Raw genomic sequence first — 22,691 nt, 5'->3', positions numbered from 1 at the left:
CACCACCAGCGGCAATCAGGTAGATGTGACCGTCAATAACATTGCGGGGAATGGGACGCTCGGCCTATCGGTTGCCTCCAACACCGCGCTAAAAGATACAGCAGGCAACATGGTGGCTTCTTTTGATGCAGGGCAAGCCTACGCTATTGACCAGCTCTTGGGTGCTCCAACGCTTCTCAGCATTACCCGTTTGACACCTGCTGACCCCTTTACCAATGCAGATAGTCTCACCTACCGCGTCACGTTTGACGAGGCCGTTCAAAACGTAGATGTTACCGACTTTGTTGCGACTGGCACCACTGCGACCATTACAAGCAGTGTGGCTGTAGCTGACAGCTTTGCTTACGACATCACGGTTTCTGGCGGTGACTTAGCTAATGTTAACGACACGGTGGGGCTTGACCTGGCCCTAGGTCAAGATATTACCGACCTGGTGGGTAATGCGCTTGCTAATACAGAGCCTACTGTCGATGAAGTTTACACAGTTGATAATGTACTACCAACTGTCGTAATCAATGCGCCAGCTGATACAAACGGTTCATTCACCGCCACCTTTGAATTCAGCGAAGCAGTTAATGACTTCACGGTTGGCGATGTTGTAGTTGGCAACGGCAGCGCCAGTGATTTTACAACAGTCGATGGTAGTAACTACACCGCCCTAATTACACCCACTGCTGCAGGTAATGTCACAATTGACGTGGCCGCCAATGTGGCAACCGATGTAGCCGGTAACAGCAACATTGTTGCTGCAACTCAGGTAACTAGCAACAATGCTGCTCCTATTGCTCAAAATGATGCTCTAGTCGCCGATGCAGGCACATTACTCAACGGCAGCGTCTTCGCCGACAACGGCAGCGGTGCTGACACCGACCCCGATGGCGATATCCTCAGCGTCAGCGCAGTGAATGGGGAAGTTGCCACTGTCGGCAGCGAAATTACCCTGGACTCTGGCGCGCTGCTGACGGTGAACGCCGACGGCAGCTTCGACTACGACCCGAGCGGCTTCTTCAGCTTCCTCGATGCGAACGAGACCGCCACCGATAGCTTTGCCTACACGCTCAGCGACGGTTCCCTAACCGATAGCGCCACCGCGACTATTACCCTAGAAGGCCCGACTACCCTGACGAATACGGGTACACCCTTTCGCTTTAGTCAGGACACTAACGGCGGTGCAAACACCTTCGGCTTTGATGGCGATGCTTTCTTCCTATCCGGCCAAGCGGTCGGCGGTCGGCCTCAGTTCCAGGACGTCGACGACTTCCTACAGGCGGCTGCAGGCGTTTTTGACGGCACGATTGAGCGCACTGGCACTATCAATGACCAAAGGCTAGCGAACGGTCGTACGCCTCGCGCGAAGACGAACAACAAAGACGCGGTGAAGATTAGCGGGCGCAATATCCACGGCAGCTACCTGGTTCAGTTTGACAACAGAGCTGAGGCCAAAACGTTCGAGCACTTTGTCGAAGACTTCTTACACCGCATTAGTGCCAACGGCGTAGTTGCAACTGACCCCACCGACTTCCGGTTTAATGCATTAGGCGGTGATAGTGCGCGGCTGTTCTTCGACCCGGTGAACGACCAGTTTGGCTTCACTCAGAATGATGGGCTGACGCAGCGCCGCTTTGATCAGTTAGAAGGGTTTGTTGAGGCAGTGGCTACGGATGTGTTTGGCGGTCAGCAGCTCAGCGATGGCAGCTTCGATGCTGGTGGCATCGCCCAGGGAGCACAGCCAGGACTGCGGCTTAGCGGTGGCGATGATGTCATCATCAGCGGTCAGAGCGTAGGCGGTCGCTTTCAGTTCGACTTTGGCGATGGGGCAACCGCGCAACAGTTCTTGAACACGACCGCGCAACTATTCGGCAACGTAGCTGAGGCGAACACCCTCGCTCAGGGCGAATTCTAGCTTTGCGAGAGGCAACTAATGGCTAACAACATCAGCCATTAGTTGCCAAGATGAACGAACGCTGTGGGTTTATTCCTAATTTGTTGTTTCTTCAAAATTCAACAACAAACAACAGTCCTACTCAAACAACTATCCTGCTTCTGTTGATGCTGACAACTTTTTGCTGGCTAGCCGGTTTAGGCTAACGCCTTGCTCAGCCGCTTGAATCGCCAGTTCGCGATGTTGCTCGGGCGGAATTCTGACCATGAACTTGCCGCTGTACTGTTTTTTGGACAGTGGTGTTGGCGGTGTCTCATTGTTGGCTTCTAAATCGTTGATACAAGTTTGAACCAGCTTGATAATGCCAGTGAAAGCCGCCTGCTGATTCTCATCAAGCCAGCTCAGCCCCGGAAACTCGGCGCATAAGCCAACAAATTCTTCATCTTCTTCAGACCAAAACACTCTGTAAGTGTAAAACTTAGCGTCCATTACAGTGCCTCCATTTTCTCGATTGCTGCTAGAACCTGTTTGACCTGATAGGGCTTCCCTTTTCCTTTTTTCGATTGGATATTGACATAGGGTTCGCCTTGCCAAGGTGTTCTATAAATTCGGTGGCTACCGCCCGTTTGACGGGGCTCGCCAAAGTAGTGATTACAAACCTTGCACAAATCAGAGAATTGTATCCCTTTGGGATTGTTCTCCATACTTGCCAAAATTTTCTGAATGCTAGCCATCAACAGATTGATATCAATAGTGATACGGTAACATCGATCTGCCATTAACGTTGCGATGCTCGAAGGCAAAGCAAGTTTATAAAGTTCGCGTGTCGAATGCATACTCGCTGGGTGCTGCATGTATATGAATATACCGAGATAAAAATCACTTCTTATAGAGATGCTCTCTACGGAAGAAAGGGTGCAAGAAACGAGTTCAAGTCGACAGACCGCTGTAGTTATAAACAAAGAGGATAACAAAATGGCTTTTCCAGCACGGTTTAACTTAGCCGACCTCGATGGCAGCAATGGCTTTGTTATCAATGGTATTGAGCCAGGTGACTACTCCGGTTGGTCGGTGAATGGGGCGGGGGACGTCAACGGCGATGGCTTCGATGACCTCATCATTGGCGCACCCAGCAATTCTTCCAATAGCGATTCAGGCGAAAGCTACGTGGTGTTTGGCCGCGCCACAGGTTTTGATGCGGCGGTTGAGCTCTCAGCCCTCAATGGCAGCAACGGCTTTATCATTAATGGTATTGAGGCAGGTGATCTCTTCGGTTGGTCGGTGAGCAGCGCAGGAGATATCAACAGCGATGGCTTCGATGACCTGATTATTGGCGCATATAAGGCCAACCCTAACGGTGACGGATCAGGTGAGAGCTATGTGGTGTTTGGTCGTGCAGCCGGTTTCGAGGCGACGTTCGAACTCTCTAGTCTCGACGGCGGCAACGGCTTTGTCATCAATGGCATTGAGGCAGGTGACTACTCCGGTCGCTCAGTGAGCGGCGCAGGCGACATCAATGGCGATGGCTTCGATGATCTGATTATTGGTGCCCCCGACAGTTTTTTTAGTGATGATTCAGGTGAGAGCTACGTGGTGTTTGGCCGCACAGCGGACTTCGAGGCGACCTTGGAGCTCTCAGCCCTCGATGGCAACAATGGCTTTGTCATCAATGGCATTGACGCCTTTGATGAAGCTGGTACTTCGGTGAGCGGAGCGGGGGACATCAATGGCGATGGCTTCGATGACCTGGTTATTGGCGCAGAAAGAGGTGACCCTAACGGTGGCGAGTCAGGAGAAAGCTATGTAGTGTTTGGCCGCGCGAACGGTTTTGACGCGGCGATCGAGCTCTCAGCCCTCAATGGCAACAGCGGCTTTGTCATCAACGGCATTGATGCCTATGACCTCTCCGGTACTTCGGTAAGCAGAGCGGGGGATATCAACGGCGATGGCTTCGATGACTTGATTATTGGCGCGGTCGATGCCGATGCCAATGGTGGCGAGTCGGGCGAGAGCTACGTGGTCTTTGGCCGCGCAGCGGGCTTTGAGGCGACCCTAGAGCTCTCAGCCCTCAATGGCAACAGCGGCTTTGTCATCAACGGCATTGATGAGAGTGACAACTCTGGCGAGTCGGTAAATGGGGCGGGGGACCTCAACGGCGATGGCTTCGATGACCTGATTATTGGCGCAGACAGGGCCGACCCGAACGGTAGCTCTTCAGGAGAAAGCTACGTGGTCTTTGGCGCGGAAGGCTTTGATCCGGTGCTTGAACTCTCTAATCTCGATGGTAGCAATGGCTTTGTGCTGAACGGCATCGATGCTTTTGACTTCTCCGGTTATTCGGTGAGCGGGGCGGGGGATATCAACGGTGATGGCATCGATGACCTGATTATCGGAGCTGCCGATGCCGATGCCAACGGTGGCTCTTCAGGCGAGAGCTACGTGGTCTTTGGCCGCGCAGTCAACAATGCGCCTATTGCCCAACCCGACGCTGTCACTACCGACGCAGAGACTTTGCTCAGCGGCAGCGTCTTCGCAGACAACGGTAGCGGTGCTGACACCGACCCCGATGGCGATGTTCTCAGCGTCAGCAAAGTGAACGGCGAAGTTGCCACTGTCGGCAGCGAAATTACCCTCGACTCTGGTGCGCTGCTGACGGTGAACGCCGACGGCAGCTTTGCCTACGACCCCAACGGCTTCTTCAGCTTCCTCGATGCGAACGAGATTGCCACCGACAGCTTTGCCTACACGCTTAGCGATGGTGCCCTAACCGATAGCGCCACTGCGACTATCACCCTAGAAGGGCCGACTACCCTGACGAATACGGGTACACCCTTTCGCTTTAGTCAGGACACTAACGGCGGTGCGAACACCTTCGGCTTCGATGGCGATGCGTTCTTCCTCTCTGGCCAAGCGGTCGGCGGTCGGCCTCAGTTCCAGGACGTCGACGACTTTCTACAGGCCGCTGCTGGCGTTTTTGACGGCACGATTGAACGCACTGGCACTATTGATGACCAAAGGCTAGCGAACGGTCGTACGCCTCGGGCGAAGACGAACAACAAGGACGCGGTAAAAATTAGCGGTCGCAATATTGGCGGCAGCTACCTGGTTCAGTTTGATAACAGAGCTGAGGCCAATACATTCGAGCACTTTGTTGAAGATATCTTTCATCGCATCAATGCGAACGACGTAGTCGCGACTGACCCGACCGACTTTCGGTTTGATGCGCCGGGTGGTGATGGCGGCGATCGCGCACGATTGTTCTTCGACCCAGTAAACGACCAGTTTGGCTTCACCCAAAACGATGGGCTGACGCAGCGCCGCTTTGACGAGTTAGAAGGGTTTGTCGAAGCCATTGCCACCGATGTGTTTGGCGGTGAGCAGCTCAGCGATGGCCGCTTCAACGCTAGTCGCATCGCTCAGGGGGCGCAGCCAGGACTGCGGCTTAGCGGTGGCGATGATGTCATCATCAGCGGTCAGAGCGTAGGCGGTCGCTTTCAGTTCGACTTTGGCGATGGGGCAATGGCGCAGCAGTTCTTGAACACAACCGCGCAGCTATTCGGCAGCGTAGCTGAGGCAACCACCCTCGCTCGGGGTGATTTCGCTTAGTAACAAGCCACTAAGGGAAGTGCATACTCGCCGGATGCTGCATGTATGGGAATACACCGAGATAAAAATCATCTTTTACAGAGAATGCTCTTCACTATCTTTGTGAGCATTCTCTATTTTTTCTAACAACAACAAAAGAATGTTTTCATGAAAAGCTTGAACGCTGCACTCAGCGCACTATCTAGCATAGTTACCAAGAGATGCTTTTATGGTTAGCCTGATCTCCCACACAAAAGGCAAACGTGCTTTAACGCTGAAGGTGATTTCTGCTCTCAGACCTGAAGGTATTTTGAGGGCTATTAGCATTGTCAATGAGTACGTATTTCGTATGTATTATCCGCTGAATGGCATATCACCTTTTCTCAGTCCCTCCCTATCTACAAAAATACTGATTGTCGAATGTTTTGTGTATATTATGGACAGAGTCTCCGAAGATGGAAAGTCAGAGAATTTTTCTCTGAACAAAGGTGAGAACTTTGACAAACTAGATAGTATGATAAACAGCTTCGACAAAATGCTAGAGGCGATAGGGTTTTCAAAGTTTGACGCTTACCCATACATCAGGATGGGCGAAGCTTATCTCAGGCTTGAGAATGAGATTATGAACGGTGCTCATCCTGTAGAAGAAGAACAACTCAAGAAAGCAGCGGAGCTAAGATCTGTAGATGTAAGGCTATTGCATGCGCTGATAATGCATAAAACAAGAAGTGAAGTTAACTACACATTGCTCAATGCTTTATGGCCGCTTGAAGTGATGAATGAGTTCGCAAGTGACATTGTAGATTATGAGAAAGATGTGAAAGAGAACAATTTCAATTTAATTCGTCTTTATCAAAACTTCTACGGCTCAGCAAATACAGTTCCTGAAGTTTTGAAGGAGATTGAGAGCCAAGCTGAAAAAGTAAACGTTCAACTACACAATTTGAGCGCTGAAGAAAAACATATAGTTGAGTCATGCACGAAGGAGACGAAAGCGCGGATTTATACGACCCTTCAAAAGAAGGTACCAATGATACTGACAAGCGGTAATCAGGTGAGACATTACACGGACTTAGTGAGTACGATGCGCTAAATGTGAACAGGCGTTAAAGTAGCCCGTATATTCAGCTACGTTTTCAGAAGTTCGAGGTAACCTTATACGTGCTTCAGTATATCGACTGCCTAGAGTTATGCCCCTGCGTCCTAGAACCGGTGCTTTAGAAACCTTTTCAACGTTTGTTCAGTTTGTGGACGATCGTTTTGAAGCATGGATGGTGGACCCACGGCTGTTGCGTAGTATGAAAGAGCATAGCAGCCAAAAGCCTCTAGAGTCTTCTTACAGCTCTCAAAGACAGCAAGACTCTCAAAGGCAGTCAGAAGAGTTTTGGGTACTGCTGTGGTATCAGAAGTGGCAAAGAAAAGAGAGTTCACAAGCTTTCATGCACTTGTGTGCGTATTTGCAAGAGCCTTGCTACTGGGCTGCTGAAAACGTGACCAGACGGTTTGTGAGTGTGCAATATACGCTAGCTGATGGCTTTCAGGTTGCGATCGCCCGCCTAGAACATATTCTTGCCCACTACAGTCCAACCCACGGCAGCAGCCTAAAATCTTACGCTCGCACTGCCTTTGGCAATATTATTCGCAACCGACTGCGCCAGCACAAAGCTGTTAACATCTGCAGCGATTGGGGACTGCTACGCCGGCTGAGTCAAACCCAGCTAAATAAAGCGCTCCAGCAGGCTGGATTTACTCAAACGGCCTCAGATATCTTGATTTGGCAATGCTTCAAAGCCGTTTACACACCAGACGCAGAACATATTGCTAACGCTACGGTAAACAAACTGCAGCCGCCTAGCGTCGAACAGCTAGATAATATTGCCACCCGCTACAATCGACAGCGCACTCAGCATAGCCCTAGTCTCGCTTCTATTGACAGTAAGGCAGCTATGGAGAGTCTAAAGCGATCTGCCCAAGCAGTGCGATCGCAGCTAAATCCCACTATCACCTCGCTCAATCGACCTCAATACTACGAAGATCAAGAGTCGATGGACTCTCTCAGTGCTGACGATACGCCTATGGATCAGCTGTTAGCCGCTGAAGCCTACGCTGCCCAACAGCAAAAAATGCAGGCGATCGCGTCAGTACTAATAGAAGCGATCGCCCGGTTAGCGCCTTCTATGCAAACGCTGCTGCGCCTTTACTATGAACAAAATCTGACCCAAAAAGATATCGCCAACCGGCTTCATATTAAGCAGTATCAAGTCTCTCGTCAGCTAAGCCGAGTCCGGCAGCAGCTTTTGATCAGCGTTGCCACCTGGAGCCAGGACAAGCTGCATATTTCTATAGACTCAGATGTATTGGCTAACATGAGTGATCTGGTTCATGAGTGGTTGCAGCGCCACTATGCTGCTTCGACAAATGCTCCAAACAGCATAGATCCACAGCTCACAAGTCCAGATACCGCAGTTCTTGCCTCCAATCTGCAAAAACCTGACCTATCAGAGATTGCACTGCCAAAGGAATTATCATGAGCTTAGTACTTGAAAATCCGCTCCAGCCTATTCTTGAAATACCGCTCGATTTGGCACTGTGGGAGAGGGGCGGCGTTGATATAGATCAGGCGGCAGCGGTGGATCAAGCTGCTCAGTGGCGCATATATTTGCATCGGCTAGGAGCCTCCGCCATCTTGCAATGGTGCCAAGACGCTTTAGCAGATGCTCAATCTTTTAGTCCGTCTGAAGCTGTGCAGGATAAGAGCACCGGATCGGCTCAGCTCTGGCCCAATACCGACCCGGTGCAGATTTGGCACGTGGTGGACGGCATCGCTATTGATCTGGGTGAGCGACGGATCGTGGTAACGATCTCTGAAGCTATCGATGCGGCTGAAATGCGAGTGCCCCAAGAATGGATAGATCTACCAGACTGGGCGGGTGACTACTATATCGCTGCCTACGCCGACGTAGATGAACAGGCGCTAGCGCTGTGGGGATACACGACCTACGCCAAAGTCAAACAGCAAGGGCGCTACGATGCAGGCGATCGCACCTATTGCATAGAAGAAGACTCTCTTATTCAGGACTTTTCTGCTTTCTGGGCGGCTCAGCAGCTAGAGGTGCTAGCCCCAGTAAATATAGAGGTATTACCTGAAGTATCGCCCACCCAGCTTGATAACTTGATTCAACGTTTGGCTAGCTCGCCTGGTCCGCGCCTAGAGATTCCCTTTGAGCTATGGGGGGCGCTGCTGAGCAATCCTGATGCGCGATCGCGGCTCTATCAGCAGCGGTGGAGAAAGAAGACCACACAGATCTCATTAGCCAATGCGCCTATTCAACTAGGCCAGTGGACAGCCCAATTCCTCAGTCCAGGATGGAATTCGCTAGCCCGCCTATTGTCTCAGCCGCCGACACCGAGTCTGCGCTCAGGCCCCACAAACAACAATCCAACAACTGAGACTTCAGCTACCACCACAGGGGCTAAAGAGATTTCGTTAGAGACGGCTACTGAAACAGTTTTGCTAGTACTCGCTATCTCAGTTACGAGCGAAGTAGATGAACGCCGCAATATTCGCATTCGGCTATATCCAAAAGATGCCGCTGCCTTGAATACGCAGACCAGTCAAGACTTCTCTCCTTACTTTCTTACGGATGAACCCATACTCGAAGAAATTCTGTTGCCAGAAGGAGTGACGCTGACTTTGTTGCTGACAGAAACGCAACAACCGCTGCAAACCGTTTGCTCAGGCAGTCACGACAACTACATTCAGCTACCGCCTTTTCGCTGCCCTACGGATGAAGCTTTTAGCATCCGTATCGAGTATGCGAACAGTGCGATGCAAGAAGATTTCGTAGGCTGAGGGCGTGATAGTGAAACCGCCTATACAGCAGAGCGCAGACCACAAAATTCTGTTGAATCTGGGCCGGGGGGACTGGCAGTCAGGATTTCCTAGTGTCACTGCTCAGCTGTGGCAGGGCGATCCGTCTCCCATTCAGTTTGTGGGTAGTTTACCGCCAGCGCCCCACCTAGAAGAACAGTACCAAAGCTGGCAAAAACTATACGAAGCGCTCTACGGCAGCACAATACCCTGGAGAAAATCTAGTCAGCCGCCCCAACAGCAAATTCAGCAAGATGAACAACACAGCAAACAGCGGGTCAACCGGGGCGCAAGCAACTTTGAATTCGATACAGATGAGCCCACCCGAGTGTCACGCCGTGATTTTGACCGACGCTGTCAGCAGCTACAGGCCGATTTTAATCGGTGGCTAATGGCCACTGAGTTCGCGCCGATCGAACGCCGCATTCGCACGCACATAGCACCGCAAACACCGGTTCGAGTGATGCTCACTGCTTATGCCAAAGTAGTATTGCGCTTTCCTTGGCGGCTGTGGCATTTGTTTGATGACTATCCTCGTGCTGAGCTGTCGGTGAGCCTACCGGACTACAGCCGCTCTTTGAAACAGCCGCCGACAGAGACTTCAACTGTGAAGATACTGGCAGTCTTGGGCAGCGATGACGGAATTGATGTAGAAACCGATCGTCAGCTCCTAGAGCGGCTTCCGTCAGCAGAAGTTACCTTACTACCCCAGCCAACTCTAGATGAGTTGCAGCAGCATCTATGGGAAAAGTCATGGGATGTCTTCTTTTTCGCTGGACATAGCACCAGCCAGGGCCAGGGCTATCTTCAGGTAAATGCAGCCGAGTCGCTGACTATCGAACAGCTTAAATACGCTTTGCAGCGCGCGATCACGAATGGGCTGCAGCTGGCAATTCTCAACTCTTGTGATGGCCTAGGGCTGGCTTGGGCCTTAGCAGACTTGCATTTGCCTCAAACTATCGTCATGCGAGAACCGGTATCCGACGCGATCGCCCAACAGTTTCTCAAGGCATTTCTGACCGCCCTGGCTAGCGGTCAATCTCTGTATTTATCAGTGCGCGAAGCCCGTGAAAAACTACACGGACGCACAGAGCTAGGCAGCTATGCGGCGTGGCTGCCTAGCATTGTTCAAAACCCGTCAGAAGATCCGCCAACCTGGCAGGCACTGAGGGGACTTTCTAGAGAAATTCCCGAACGAATAGAACAATTTGCAACCAAGGCCCCAGCTGTCGCTCTAACCTCTCAGCCAAACGACCCGCAAGTAGCCGAGGATCTAGTTCCGCAAGAACAGCCAGTTAGAAAACCAGACACTCAGCGTCAGCACCCTAAGCCCCATACTGAGCTCTACACATTCACCATTCTTGTAGCAAGAGGTTTAGCTATTGCCGTAGCGGTGTTTGTCCTCAGGTGGCTAGGCGCATTGCAAAACACCGAACTCAAAGCCTACGATACGCTGATGAAGCTGCGCCCCATAGAAGAGCCAGACTCGCGGCTAGTCGTCGTTACTGTCGACGAAAGAGACATTCAATCACAAACCTCGCTCGAACGACGCGGCTCACTCTCTGACGAGACCTTACAAGCCACTCTGTCAACTTTGCTAAGCTACGACCCTCGGGTAATTGGCCTAGATGTGTATCGAGACTTTCCTGCCACAATCGGTCCGCTAGAAAAAACGCTCTCTCATCCCAAGATTATAGGAATCTGCAAATCTAGGGATCCTTCAGCAGACGACATTGGAATTGCACCGGCTCCAGAATTTACTGAAATTCGAGTAGGGTTTAGCGACTTTCTAGAAGAAACAGATGGCATTGTTCGCCGACAGCTGCTGACAGCTACGCCAAATCCAACGTCGCCTTGCACCAGTGCCTACGGGTTTGGGGCGCTAATGGCAATTCACTATCTACATAGGGCCGAAGCTGGAGAAGACAGCCTCAAACCCTCATTTGACGAGCAGGGAAACTTTCGGATAGGAGAGACTGTTTTTCCTCGCTTACCTAAACGAGCAGGCGGGCTACAGCGCATAGACCATCGGGGAAATCAGCTTTTATTAAACTATCGATCGCGTCCTAGCCCTGATCAGATCGCGGTCAAGATTCCGCTGGAGAAATTGCTAAATGGCGAAGTTAACGCAGAGAGTATTCGCGATCGCCTAGTAATTATCGGTGTTACAGCTCCTAGCGGTGACTACTGGGCAACCCCCTACGGTGTGCAGGGCGCGGACAAGACACCTGGAGTATTTATTCAGGCTCAGATGATCTCTCAGATGATCTCAGCAGTGCTAGAGGGTCGGCCCTTGATGCGGGCGTGGCCACAGTGGGCAGATGCGCTGTGTCTGCTGGGGGGTGTGATCGCAGGCAGTCTGCTGGTGTGGAGTCAGGGGATGCGATCGCGCCAGGGAATTCGCCTAGGACTGATTCTTCTAGTCGGTGCAGGTGGCTTAGTAATCGTGGCCTGGGCAGCGCTGATAGCCGGTATTTGGTTACCTCTAGTGCCGACTTTCTTGACCTTTAGCGGCGGCGTATTATCTACAGCTACCGTACTGACGGCTAGCCGAGACCCCTAAAGAAACTACAGAAGAACTACTAAGTAAAAGGGGTTACCAGCCAACTGTGCATATCTCCTGAATAGTCTGTGTATAGCTATTTAGTGCTGCGCCCGACCGCCGAAGTTATTACTAGGGACACTTATCTCATGGCTTTCCACACGGATCTCACGAAGACAAAGCGTGTAAGTGGTTTTCTGGGGGCTGCCGTCGCCTGGCTTTTGATGGCACCACTAGCCTACGCTCAAGGCCAGCAAACGGTTCAGTTTATCCCGACTCCGCCCGATCAAGGCGCGCCAGATGGTCGCCAGCGTGGTGGAGCGACCAGGGGAGACTGTGTTGCCTATCAAGATCTCGCGGCGATTGTGCCTGAAGTAGAGGGGGTGGTGTGGAGCCAAACAGCGAAAGCCCTACCCACGTTTTTCTTTGACGTACCCGCTGATTTGACTCAAGAGATTCCGCTGGAGTTCGTCATTCAAGACCGCAGTGATGCCTATGTGGTTCGTCAGCAATTTTCCGTTGAGGCGGATGCAGGGCTACTGGCAGTGCCCACTACGGCAGAGCTAGGCGGGCTGGCGATTGGTGAAAGCTATAGTTGGACCTTTTCAATCTACTGCGATGCGGCGCGTCCATCGGCGTCGGTGTCGGTGAATGGCACTATTCAGCGAGTGGCTGATGCTGTAGAGGTAGAGACAAGCACTCCTGATCTGACAGCGATAGAACAGTTTGAGCTGCTTCGTCAGTATGCGGCTGAGGGGATTTGGCATGAGACGATAGATATTGCGATCGCCCTTCACCAATCCGACCCTCTTAACGACACCTATCAAGAGACACTGCGATCGCTCTTTGTCCAGGCAGGTATAGCCGATGAGGGACTGTGATGCAGCCTATAGTCCTCAATTATCTAGTGAAGATCGCTCAAGTAGGTTCGGTGGCGACAGTAGTGGCGCTGGGTAGTGTTGAGGGTGTGCGATCACAATCAATCGTTCCAGACAGCACGCTGGGCATAGAGACTTCGATAGTAGACAGCGGCATTGTCAACGGCAATGCTGTACAGCTAATTGAAGGCGGCGCTAAAAGGGGAGGCAATCTCTTTCATAGCTTTGTTGATTTTAATGTTGGCGTAGAGGAATCTGTTTATTTTGCTAGTCCTAGCGAGATCAGCAATATTCTCAGCCGTATTACTGGCAACAATCTCTCGACTATTGATGGAGTACTAGGCGTTGATGGCACCGCTAATCTGTTCCTGCTAAACCCGAACGGTATTCTGTTCGGCCCAGACGCGCAGCTAGATATTCCGGGTTCGTTTACAGCTAGCGCCGCCAACAGCTTTGCGTTCGCAGACAGTAGTGAGTTTAGCGCAATGTCGGAGGATACATCGCTGCTGAGCATTAGCGTACCGCTAGGCATCCAGCTCAACGACACAGCCGAGGGAGATATTGCTAGCACAGGCACGTTAGAAACTGGACAAAACCTATCGCTACTAGGCAATCAACTTCAGCTAGGAGGGAAGCTAGCGGCTGGCGGCGATATCACGCTACAGGCTGAAGAAATTACAAACAACAATGGCTTGCGGGTATCGGCAGCAGGTAGTGTAGTGCTAAGCGACTATGTTGGCGGTGCTCTGAAGGTAGAGACTGGGGGTAGCATTGACACCGAAGATATTACTACGATAGGTCCGAACACGACGCTGAGCGCAGATGGGACGGACTCGGATGAGGACTTGCTATTGAGTGGTCGAGCAGTCGTTTTAAGAACTATAGGCGAGAATGCCGCTCGTTCTGGTATCAACGTTAACAGCATCAACACTTCTAACTCGGAAGGCGGTGACGGCGGTGCGATTATTATCTCCTCAACTTCCGGCGATATCACAACTCAAGGAAGCTTAAACTCATCCTCATATTCCGACTCTGACGATAGTGGGAATGGCGGCGCAATCTCTATCTCTTCAACTTCTGGTGATATCACAACTCAAGGAAGCTTGGATTCGTCATCCGGCTCATCCTTGTTCCAATACGATAGTGGGAGTGGCGGCGCAATCTCTATCTCTTCAACTTCCGGTGATATCATAACCCAAGGAAGCTTAGATTCGTCGTCCGGTTTGTCTTTGGGCCCGTTCTATGGCAATAGCGGAAATGGCGGCGCAATCTCTATCTATTCAACCTCCGGTGATATCACAACCCAAGGAATCTTGGATTCGTCATCCGGCTTGGACGGCGATAGTGAGAATGGCGGCGCAATCTCTATTTCTTCAACTTCTGGCAATATCACAATTCAAAAGATCCACTCATTTTCGCAATCTTCCTATAATGGCGATAGTGGAAATGGCGGCGCAATTCATATTTCTTCAACTTCTGGCAATATCACAATTCAAGAAATCCGCTCATTTTCGTCTTCGCGCTTTGGTGGTAGTGGGAGTGGCGGTGCAATTCGTATCTATTCAACTTCTGGTGATATCACAACTCAAGGAAGCTTGGACTCGTCCTCGTTCTCGTCTTCTGGCAATAGTGGGAGTGGTGGTGCAATTCGTATCTATTCAACTTCTGGTGATATCACAACTCAAGAAAGCTTGAATTCGTCTACTCGCGATAGTGGGAGTGGCGGTGCAATTCGTATCTATTCAACTTCTGGTAATATCACAACCCAAGGAAGCTTGGACTCATCTTCTGGCGATAGTGGGAGTGGTGGTGCAATCTCTATCTCTTCAATTTCTGGTGATATCACAACTCAAGAAAGCTTGAATTCGTCCTCTTCTTTGACCTATGGCGATAGTGGGAATGGTGGCGCAATCTCTATCTCTTCAATTTCTGGAGACGCTATTATTGGAGGAAATATAAATACGTTCTCTTTCTCAGAGAATGGTAATACGCAAACTGGCGGTGATATATCAATCACTTCTCAGCAAGGCAACATTCGCGGGGTCATTCGCGATGACGGCAATCCATCGCTGATCTCCGTATCAGTTACTAAAAATGGACAGCAACAGATAGGCAGAAACATTGAGGGTGGGAATGTAACCCTCAAAGGAACAACTATCTCTAATTTCTTTATACTGACGACTTCCGATTCAGGTTCGTCGGGCAGAGTGATGATTCAGGGTTCTGGCGATCGCTCAACCGTCAGCAATCTGAGCGCCGTAACGTCTGCCCAAGTTGAAATTCCCGATCCGTTCTCTTCAGAAGAAGTAATCAGCTTGAATCTTGAGAACGTTGGACAGTCTGGCAATACCACTATCGAGAGCGAAGGAAACATCACGCTCCGCAACATCGACATTCAAAGTGACGCTAATGGCAACAGTCCGGCTGGAGATGTCACTATCAGTAGCCCTGGTCAGATTACTTTCGATAATACTCAAATCAGCAGTAATGCTAATGCTGACGGGGCTGCAGGAAATATTTCTATTGATGCGGTTCGCTTAATCATGGGGGAAGGCGATCGCCTATCGGCAGCCACTTCAGCCGCAGGAAGAGGCGGTAACATTACCATCGATACAACAGAATCTGTCTTATTAGGAGAAGGGGTACAAACCACTGAGCCAATTATCTCCGTGGAGACTAGCGCCTCAAGCAGACCCGGTAATATCATTATCAACACGCCCAACTTCGTGCTTTCAGAAGCTGCCGAAATTACAGCAACCTCGACCTCAACAGCAACTAACCTTGATGGCGGCGGCAGCATTTTTCTCAATGCTAACCAGATGGAGCTTGCTGGAACGGTAGGCATCTTTGCAGAAACGCAAGGGCAAGCACCCGGTGGTGTTCTAACACTACAGCCCTATCAGGCGAACCTAGGTGTAGATCCATCAGCCAGCCAATCCGGGACTTCTAACCCAGGTATAGAGTCTGGGACTAGCTTTGATCTTAGGCTCACTTCTGATGCACGCATTTCCGCTGCTACTAGAGGGAGGGGCAGTGGTGGCGACTTGCGGTTAATAGCTTCTGATGCGATCGCCATCAGCGGCCCCGGTCGCCTACAGGTAGAAACCGAGAACACGGGACAGGCAGGTAGTATTACCGCAACCGCTCGCTCACTCCGACTAGTGGATGGCGTTACCCTTTCTGCTAGCACTGCGGGTTCAGGCGCAGCAGGAAATGTCAACTTCAATCTCTCCGAGTCGCTTACTATTGACGGCAGCACTGTTGAATCTCTCACTAAAGCTGACTCTGAAGGAGCAGGCGGCAATATCAATATTAGCGGTACTAGCCAAGTCACACTGCTTAATAGTGGTAGCTTTGTCCTAAACTCGAACGGAGCAGGCAGCGGGGGTGACCTCATCCTATCGGCTGATACGCTCACATTAAACAACAGCCAAATCACCGCTACTACCCGCAGCAGCGACGGTGGCGACTTTACCTTCAACCTTACTGACTATCTGTTGCTAAGAGAAGGCAGCTTAATTTCTACTGAAGCTGGTACTGATAGAGCAGGCGGCAATGGCGGCAGCATCACGATCAACATGCCTGATGGCTTCATCATCGCTGTCCCGGATGAAAACAGCGATATTCGAGCTAACGCCTTCCAAGGAGATGGCGGCAATGTCAACATCACCGCCAACAATCTACTAGGCATTGCCTTTCGCCCCGGCCTCAGAGACACTCCCAAAAGTGATATTACCTCTAGCTCTCAGTTTGGCAACAGCGGCACTGTCACCATCAATGAGCTCAATCCAAATACGCTACAGACGGAAGCAGAGCTCCCCGTAGATCCCGTCTCTGCTACTGTCGCGCCCGGCTGCCGAGCACAAGGCTCTCAGTCGGGTAGCTTCGTTATTACCGGACGCGGAGGGGTGCCTTCTAGCCCCGCTGTTCTACTTAGCGCTAGCGCCATCTGGCAAGATCTAGCGCCTTTAGAAGCGTCTCCAAATTTAGGCTCAAATCATAGCGAAGTTGGGCAACTCGTTACTTCTGTCTCCACTGAAGCGCCTGTCGTCGAGGCGCAAAGCTGGCATCGCAGCGCTGACGGCACCATTACATTACTGACTCAACAAGCAGAAAGCCTTAGCCATCTATCGCCGCTAGGGGGGTGCTAATCATCGCCGAACTGCATAGTTCCCAAACGGTTAAATCGTTTCGGGTCAATCTGTCCTATGCGGTGATTGGTTAGAGGCTGCTGGGAATGCGCCCAGTTCTGACAGCTTGCTGATTGGACTCACTGAAAAAGGCAGACCTCACAAGAGATCTGCCTTTCTTTGATTGAAGAGAATCAAACTAGCTTAGAAACTCATCTCAGCGGCTTGCACTTTCTCTACCTGCTTTTTCTTCAGAACTAACAGAATCTGAGAGAGACTGATCGCGACGAGGAAAGCAATCAACCCTTTGATGCGAGTAGGACTTTGCAAGACTAGCTCTTTCTCTGTCTGGCCAAAGCCACCAACGTTAGGATTAGGCGTCAAAGGTGTGCCAACTTCGACTGATTCGCCTTCGCTAACCAGTAGCTGAGCGCCTGCCCCAATTTCATCGGTGACGGTTGAACCATCTTCTGTACTGATAGTTACGCTGTAGCCAAAGCCTGTGTCTTTGATCGAAGCGATAGTGCCTGCTGCCGAAGCGTTGTAGGCCACGTTGTTAGAGGCTTGACCCGTTGGATAAACCTGACCACGGCCACGGTTGCCACCCACAAACACTAGGTTCTTGCCAAAGTGAACATTCTTATCGGTCTTAGGATCAGGGGAAAGTACTGGAAAGACAATCTCTTGATACTGCTCGCCGGGTACAGGCCCGACTAGAACAATGTTGGGCTCTTCTTCGCTGTATGGCATGAAATAGGTACTGCCCACTTCTTCCTTGAGTTCTTCAGGAATGCGATCTTCGGGTGCAACTGTGAAACCTTCGGGCAGCATCAGCACTGCGCCAACGTTCAAACCGCCTTTGCTACCATCGCCCAACACCTGCTGAGCATCTAGGTCGTAGGGCACTTTGACGACTGCTTTAAAGACAGTGTCAGGCAGAACAGACTGAGGGACTTCAAGCACGGTGTTCTTTTCACCGAGGTGGCAGTTGGCACAGACAATCTTGCCAGTTGCCTCACGAGGAGAGTCGTAATTTTCTTGAGCCCAGAAGGGATAGGCCGCAGCAGACTGAGGCAGCGCCCAGCTACTAGAGCACAAAAGGATAAAAGCGGCTAGGAAGATGCCCGTGCTACGAACAGCAGCACCGAGCAAGGTTCTCAGCTTAGAAAAGAATGGAAATGAGGTTTTCATGCGCGCTAGCAAGGTAACAGTTCTATGAATTCTACGAATACGAATGAGGAAAGCTAACAGAAAGATGGGTAAAAAGATTAGTGTGATCGCGCTCAAAAAGCCGTAACTAAACAGCCAGAGTTCAGCACCTAATCAACTAGCTACCACCAAGGCTTGTCGCCAGTACGGAAGTCTGTTTCTTCCCAGTTGGTGAGCACGACATTATCATCTTCGGTAACCTCTGCATGAGCTAGTGCCAAAGACAGCGGCGCTGGGCCTCGAACGACCTTACCAGTCGCATCGTATTGCGAACCATGACAAGGACACATAAACTTACCAGCGTTCTCATTCCAGGGCACAACACAGCCTAAATGAGTACAGATAGAGCTAATACCGTAGCTTTCTAGCCCGCCTTCTTCTTGGACAACTAGATAAGTAGGATCGCCTTTAAGTCCTTGCACTAGCACCTTAGCGCCAGGACCGTTTTCTTCTAAAAAAGCAGCCGCTTTGACATCGTTACCCAAGGCATCTTTGGCCGTCACACCGCCGCCGCCACCGCCGCTGCTAGGCGGAATGAAATACTTAATGATTGGATATGCAGCGCCTAATGCAGTACCCGTGATGGTACCGAATGTCAGCAGATTCATAAATTGGCGACGCCCTAAATCAGGAACATCAGGATTGCCAGAAGCTTGGGTCATAGGTCAGCTATCTAAACGCTACATGAATAAAATGAGTTGAGAAAAGAATATGCACAAACCTGCATTCAGAACAGAAAGGAACTCACTGTGTGATCGAGGCGACATATCTAAACTTTAATTACAAGCTTTCTGCGCTGATAAATGAGCCTGTCCAATAACTTTCGTTGCGGCAGAAACCCTTTGTCACAGAAGATTGCGGTTCTTCTTAACATTATTACATCGTTCAGAGCCAGCACTGATTGTGTGAATAAATGTAAACTAAATGAAGCAGCGATCGCACTAGCCTCCGTGGCAACTACTATCTTTGGTAACCAAGACACCTCACCATGACTGGATTAGACCTGCATGAACTGCTCATAGAGAAATGGGGCTATTCTTACGACGTTCAGCTTAGAAGGTTGCCGCGTAAGGTTTTCTTCCAGGTAATGTGGCGCTATCTAGAGCAAGCCTCCTTTCCGATGAGCGAGGAGGACTACTTTGCTCACTTAGAAGAAGTTGTCGCCTATCTGAATGCTTGGGGTGCGACAGAGCAGATTCGAGCTTTTATCGAACAAACCAATGAGCGACCCAGACTAGGCAAAGCAGTCAGTATTCCGGTAGATCTAGGCTCACGGGCGTCTGAGTGGCTGCTGGAATAGTAGCGATAAAAGAAGAAAATTCAAAACCTGTGAAGAAACTACTCGCAGCTACGGAGTTATTGGTAGTCTCAAATACAATAAGTCGCGGCTTATAGAAGCGGCTTACTACTATAATACAATCGTTAAAAATTGGTTAAGGCTATAGCATTAGCGTGTGTTCCTCTCATGCTCCCGGCATCAGACAATACTGGGAAAATAGGCAGTTTTCCCTTCGGTTTTTCCTTCGTGTAAGATTGCGTATCTTACCTATGTCTTTACCCTCATAAAAACAATCAACCAGCCAGTAGCCAAATTACCATTAGCTATCTGGTTTAATTTTTTTGTGCATCTCCATCCTGACTTTCTAGCTACTTCTAGCGGGCTACTGCTAACGCTAGTGAGCTACCGCTAACTACTGAGGAATTGGTTTTGGCCGGATGCTACTGTTCTTTGTAACTATCTCTACTACCACGTTTTGAGGGCCTGCTGCTGTGATTCGCTCTGCAACTCTGCCAGTCAAGGCAATGCTTCCCCGCATTGAGACGAACAACCGACTGAAGCTTTTTTCGGGCTCATCGAACCGTACACTTTCGATGGAAGTAGCGCGCTATTTAGGCATGGACTTAGGTCCTATGGTGCGAAAGCGCTTTGCCGATGGCGAACTCTACGTTCAAATCCAAGAATCTATTCGAGGCTGCGATGTCTACCTAATTCAGCCGACCTGCCATCCGGTCAATGACAATCTGATGGAGCTGCTGATTATGATCGATGCCTGTCGCCGGGCCTCGGCTAGACAAATCACAGCGGTCATTCCTTACTATGGCTATGCGCGAGCCGATCGTAAAACGGCTGGGCGCGAATCGATTACGGCCAAATTAGTCGCCAACTTAATTACCCAAGCGGGCGCGAACCGGGTTTTAGCCGTTGACCTTCACTCCGCCCAGATCCAGGGCTACTTTGATATTCCCTGCGACCACGCCTATGGCTCAGCCGTATTAACTGAATACTTAGCCAGTAAAAATATTGAAGATCTCGTCGTCGTCTCGCCCGACGTCGGTGGGGTGGCGCGCGCTAGGCACTTTGCCAAGATGCTAGACGATGCGCCGCTGGCCATTATTGACAAAAGGCGACAGGCGCATAATGTTGCTGAGGTGATGAACTTAATCGGTGACGTTGAAGGGAAAACGGCGGTGCTAGTCGATGACATGATCGATACGGCAGGCACGATTTGCGAAGGGGCTAGGGTGCTGCGTGAGAAAGGGGCTAAACATGTGTATGCCTGTGCCACACATGCGGTATTTTCTCCGCCGGCGATAGAGCGGCTGTCTCAAGGGCTGTTTGAAGAAGTGATCGTGACCAACTCGATTCCAGTTGCACCGGACCGTCAGTTCGATCAGCTAACGATGCTCTCAGTTGCGAATATGCTAGGCGAGACGATCTGGCGAATCCATGAAGAGAGTTCGGTGAGCAGCATGTTTAGAGGCTAGGCAAACCCGGAGCCTGCCTACTTCAGACTGTTAAAATCGAAGGATATGCAAAAAGTCAGAAGAGTGGGTAGCGATGGCACTTCTTGAGATCAGCGTCGAGCAAATTTTAGACCTAATCCAACAACTGCCGATAGAGAGTCAGCAGAGCATTGTTGAGAAACTACATCAGCAGCTAGCTGAAAAGCTACCGATCTTGGAGATAGATGAAGAATCTAAAGTTTGGCTCGAAGCGGATTTAGCTGGCGAGCTACCAGGATACGATTGGGGACCGGAAGGGATTCCCCAGGGAATTCCTGTAAAGTTCGACTCCGAGCGCGGTGTTGCTTATATAGAGGTTGACCCTCTTGAAGAGTAACCTGAAAAGAGGCGATATTGTTCTTGCCTCTTTTCCGACTCAAGTGCCACCTATGCACGAGCAGCAGGGTATCCGCCCAGCGATTATTGTTGCCGTTCCACCAGGCAGAGTACGATATCCACTGATTGTTGTCGTACCCCTCACAACCCAGATGGGAACTTGGACTGCTGCGAACCCCTCTATTTATCCAATTTTCCAGAAGGGAACAGGCAATCTAACAAAAACGTCGGTTGCGCTACTCGATCAAGTTCGTAGTATTGACGTGCCTCGTGTGAGGAGGTTGATAGGAAGGCTGAATGTACGAGATTACAGCGCGATCGCAGTCGGCATTACTCAGCTTATTTCACAACCGACCTGAAGAAGGATTCACTAATACCGGTGCAGATAGCCCAGTTTTTGCTCATGAAGCTGTGAATTCGGAAGACATGTTTAGTTTAATACTCGCCTAGCGGACTATGCAGCGATAGGCTTGATTTTTGCGTAGTCTGCTTCATCGATTTGGCTAAGCTCCCAGTTGATTTGCAGCGTTAGCTAAAACTGGGGACTTGCACCAAGCGATCGCGATAGCTTCATTGCCATTGACGCACTCAGCCATCGCTTACCTCGACATATCTCGTTAACCGTTTTTGGTAATACGCCAATATGTTTAGCCAGATCTGTTTGTGACAAATCAAGCTCATCTAGTTCGTCTTTAGTACTTCACCCGGATGTATTGGCGTCATGTACTGCGTAGTCACTTTAATCAACCTCTCCAGCTAGCTATGATAGTCAACAATTTCGACATCGAACACGTTCTCTTCTATCCCGGATAGTGAAATAGATTGTGTGTTTTACAAAAACAAAAGAAGGGGATTGCGATCTTTAGTGCGATCGCAATCCCCTTTCTCTTTTAATCGATTAAAGAACCGATATCTTCACCGAGTATCCGAAAATCAGACCTAACGTCTAGAGCGACGCTTGCGCTGACGTTGACGAGCTAACGCTTTACGCTTGTGCTTTTCGGGAGGTGTCTCAAAATAGCGGTTTTTCTTGATGTCTTGAAAAATGCCTGCTCGCACTACCTTGCGCTTAAAGCGTCGTAGGGCGGCTTCGAGATTTTCGTCTTGTCCGAGGACAACTTGAGCCATGTATCAATTCACCTCCTTTTAGGGTTTTGCTCATGAAGAACCAGTCTACCGCAGAAGTAGGCAAGCGATCACCGGTATTTTCAACCTCTGTGATTACTGCCTGCGAATAGAGTCTGGGGATAGAGTCGTAGAGCTAGCTCCAGCCGCCGCCAGAAGAGCGGTTGCGTGGCTCGCGCGGTTTAGCTTTATTGACTCTTAGCTCACGGCCCATCCATTCAGCGCCATCTAGCGCCTCGATCGCTTTTTCTTCGGTGGCATCTTCTTCCATTTCAACAAAGGCAAAGCCACGAGGCCGCCCCGTTTCGCGATCGGTAGGAAGGGTAATGCGTTTGACGGTGCCATATTC

Annotated in this window: 18 protein-coding genes and 1 pseudogene; 12 read left to right on the top strand and 7 right to left on the bottom strand. The window is 50.4% G+C overall.

The window, feature by feature from the left end; translation table 11 throughout:
• Positions 1-1,903 (top strand): Ig-like domain-containing protein (locus IQ256_RS22675; protein ID WP_228025179.1); only part of this gene is annotated, 1,903 nt, incomplete at its 5' end.
• Positions 1,904-2,032: 129 nt separating this feature from the next.
• On the opposite strand, the gene IQ256_RS22670 is transcribed toward IQ256_RS22675, so the two are convergent.
• Positions 2,033-2,371 carry a type II toxin-antitoxin system HicB family antitoxin gene (locus IQ256_RS22670; RefSeq protein WP_193857969.1) on the bottom strand — a complete coding sequence of 113 codons (339 nt, stop codon included), beginning with the start codon at positions 2,369-2,371 and terminating at the stop codon, positions 2,033-2,035.
• Entirely contained in the window at positions 2,371-2,661 is a 291-nt protein-coding gene (locus IQ256_RS22665) for a toxin-antitoxin system, toxin component, HicA family protein (RefSeq protein ID WP_228025178.1), read from the bottom strand. The genes IQ256_RS22670 and IQ256_RS22665 overlap by 1 nt, the downstream gene beginning before the upstream one ends.
• Positions 2,662-2,857: 196 nt before the next feature.
• Here IQ256_RS22665 and IQ256_RS22660 point away from each other — a divergent pair, with 196 nt between their 5' ends.
• The 7 genes from IQ256_RS22660 (at position 2,858) to IQ256_RS22630 (ending at position 16,909) form a co-directional block, all read left to right on the top strand.
• Positions 2,858-5,488 (top strand): Ig-like domain-containing protein, encoded by a 2,631-nt coding sequence (locus IQ256_RS22660; protein WP_193857968.1) that lies wholly within the window; start codon positions 2,858-2,860, stop codon positions 5,486-5,488.
• Positions 5,489-5,696: 208 nt separating this feature from the next.
• Complete coding sequence (locus IQ256_RS22655) at positions 5,697-6,560, top strand: hypothetical protein (protein WP_193857967.1); 864 nt, start codon at positions 5,697-5,699, stop codon at positions 6,558-6,560.
• A 97-nt stretch (positions 6,561-6,657) separates the two neighbouring features.
• Positions 6,658-7,998, top strand: coding sequence for a sigma-70 family RNA polymerase sigma factor (locus IQ256_RS22650; RefSeq protein ID WP_193857966.1), 1,341 nt, complete (start codon positions 6,658-6,660; stop codon positions 7,996-7,998).
• Positions 7,995-9,320: a DUF1822 family protein gene (locus IQ256_RS22645; RefSeq protein ID WP_193857965.1), complete on the top strand. Its 1,326-nt coding sequence runs from the start codon at positions 7,995-7,997 to the stop codon at positions 9,318-9,320. The genes IQ256_RS22650 and IQ256_RS22645 overlap by 4 nt, the downstream gene beginning before the upstream one ends.
• A gap of 10 nt (positions 9,321-9,330) precedes the next feature.
• Positions 9,331-11,901: a CHASE2 domain-containing protein gene (locus tag IQ256_RS22640; protein ID WP_193857964.1), complete on the top strand. Its 2,571-nt coding sequence runs from the start codon at positions 9,331-9,333 to the stop codon at positions 11,899-11,901.
• A 128-nt stretch (positions 11,902-12,029) separates the two neighbouring features.
• Positions 12,030-12,761 carry a DUF928 domain-containing protein gene (locus IQ256_RS22635; RefSeq protein ID WP_193857963.1) on the top strand — a complete coding sequence of 244 codons (732 nt, stop codon included), beginning with the start codon at positions 12,030-12,032 and terminating at the stop codon, positions 12,759-12,761.
• Positions 12,761-16,909, top strand: coding sequence for a filamentous hemagglutinin N-terminal domain-containing protein (locus tag IQ256_RS22630; protein WP_193857962.1), 4,149 nt, complete (start codon positions 12,761-12,763; stop codon positions 16,907-16,909). Before IQ256_RS22635 ends, IQ256_RS22630 begins: the two co-directional genes overlap by 1 nt.
• A gap of 183 nt (positions 16,910-17,092) precedes the next feature.
• Here the strand turns inward: IQ256_RS22630 and petA are convergent, their stop codons facing one another.
• A complete protein-coding gene (gene petA, locus IQ256_RS22625) occupies positions 17,093-18,079 on the bottom strand; it encodes a cytochrome f (protein WP_193857961.1) in 987 nt (328 codons plus the stop codon).
• Between the two features lie 140 nt (positions 18,080-18,219).
• Complete coding sequence (gene petC / locus IQ256_RS22620) at positions 18,220-18,759, bottom strand: cytochrome b6-f complex iron-sulfur subunit (protein WP_193857960.1); 540 nt, start codon at positions 18,757-18,759, stop codon at positions 18,220-18,222.
• A 326-nt stretch (positions 18,760-19,085) separates the two neighbouring features.
• Between petC and IQ256_RS22615 the strand changes: the two genes are divergently transcribed.
• The 4 genes from IQ256_RS22615 to IQ256_RS22600 all read left to right on the top strand — a co-directional run bounded on the left by IQ256_RS22615 (position 19,086) and on the right by IQ256_RS22600 (position 21,576).
• A complete protein-coding gene (locus IQ256_RS22615; protein ID WP_193857959.1) occupies positions 19,086-19,397 on the top strand; it encodes a DUF3067 family protein in 312 nt (103 codons plus the stop codon).
• Between the two features lie 473 nt (positions 19,398-19,870).
• Positions 19,871-20,863 (top strand): ribose-phosphate pyrophosphokinase, encoded by a 993-nt coding sequence (locus tag IQ256_RS22610; RefSeq protein WP_370623523.1) that lies wholly within the window; start codon positions 19,871-19,873, stop codon positions 20,861-20,863.
• Between the two features lie 73 nt (positions 20,864-20,936).
• Entirely contained in the window at positions 20,937-21,218 is a 282-nt protein-coding gene (locus tag IQ256_RS22605) for a hypothetical protein (protein ID WP_193857957.1), read from the top strand.
• Complete coding sequence (locus IQ256_RS22600) at positions 21,208-21,576, top strand: type II toxin-antitoxin system PemK/MazF family toxin (protein ID WP_193857956.1); 369 nt, start codon at positions 21,208-21,210, stop codon at positions 21,574-21,576. Before IQ256_RS22605 ends, IQ256_RS22600 begins: the two co-directional genes overlap by 11 nt.
• A 173-nt stretch (positions 21,577-21,749) precedes the next feature.
• On the opposite strand, the pseudogene IQ256_RS30510 reads toward IQ256_RS22600, so the two are convergent.
• The 3 genes and pseudogenes from IQ256_RS30510 to IQ256_RS22585 all read right to left on the bottom strand — a co-directional run.
• Positions 21,750-21,899 (bottom strand): annotated as a pseudogene (locus tag IQ256_RS30510) (transcriptional regulator); the annotation flags it as partial.
• A 257-nt stretch (positions 21,900-22,156) separates the two neighbouring features.
• The gene (gene rpsU, locus IQ256_RS22590) at positions 22,157-22,345 is read right to left on the bottom strand and encodes a 30S ribosomal protein S21 (RefSeq protein ID WP_006455111.1); all 189 of its coding nucleotides are present in this window, start codon (positions 22,343-22,345) and stop codon (positions 22,157-22,159) included.
• A gap of 133 nt (positions 22,346-22,478) precedes the next feature.
• Positions 22,479-22,691, bottom strand: a 213-nt coding sequence (locus IQ256_RS22585; RefSeq protein ID WP_193857954.1) for an RNA-binding protein, incomplete at its 5' end; no start/stop codon positions are given.

The organism is cf. Phormidesmis sp. LEGE 11477 (assembly GCF_015207105.1).
In the GTDB taxonomy this organism is placed as follows: Bacteria; Cyanobacteriota; Cyanobacteriia; order Phormidesmidales; family Phormidesmidaceae; genus Phormidesmis.
This window is presented reverse-complemented; position numbering and strand designations above follow the sequence as displayed.